The sequence below is a fragment of the Salmonella sp. SAL4457 genome, assembly GCF_046548235.1.
Lineage (GTDB): Bacteria > Pseudomonadota > Gammaproteobacteria > Enterobacterales > Enterobacteriaceae > Salmonella > Salmonella enterica.
On record NZ_JBGDZO010000632.1, the window covers coordinates 1 to 265 of the forward strand.

Annotated in this window: 1 pseudogene; it reads right to left on the bottom strand. The window is 61.5% G+C overall.

The annotated features are described in order from the left end of the window. Nucleotides 1-265, bottom strand: a pseudogene (locus ACLJNW_RS25730) (ABC transporter substrate-binding protein); the annotation flags it as partial.

Genomic DNA, 265 nt, shown 5'->3' on the forward strand with positions numbered 1-265 from the left:
TGCCGACGCTGACCTCGTAGAATGAGTTCAGGCCGAAGGGACTGATCCTGAAGTCGTGTACCGTCTTGCGCATCGGCTGGTACACGGTGGAGTGGGCGATCGGGGTGATCGGCACCTGTTCCTTGAGGATGTGCTGGGCCTGCTTGTACAGCTCGGTGCGCTTGCCCTGGTCGGTGGTGCGCTTGGCATCCTTGACCAGCTTGTCGTAGCCGGCGTCGCACCATTTGGAGAAGTTGTTGCCGTCCACCGCGTCGCAGCCGTAGAG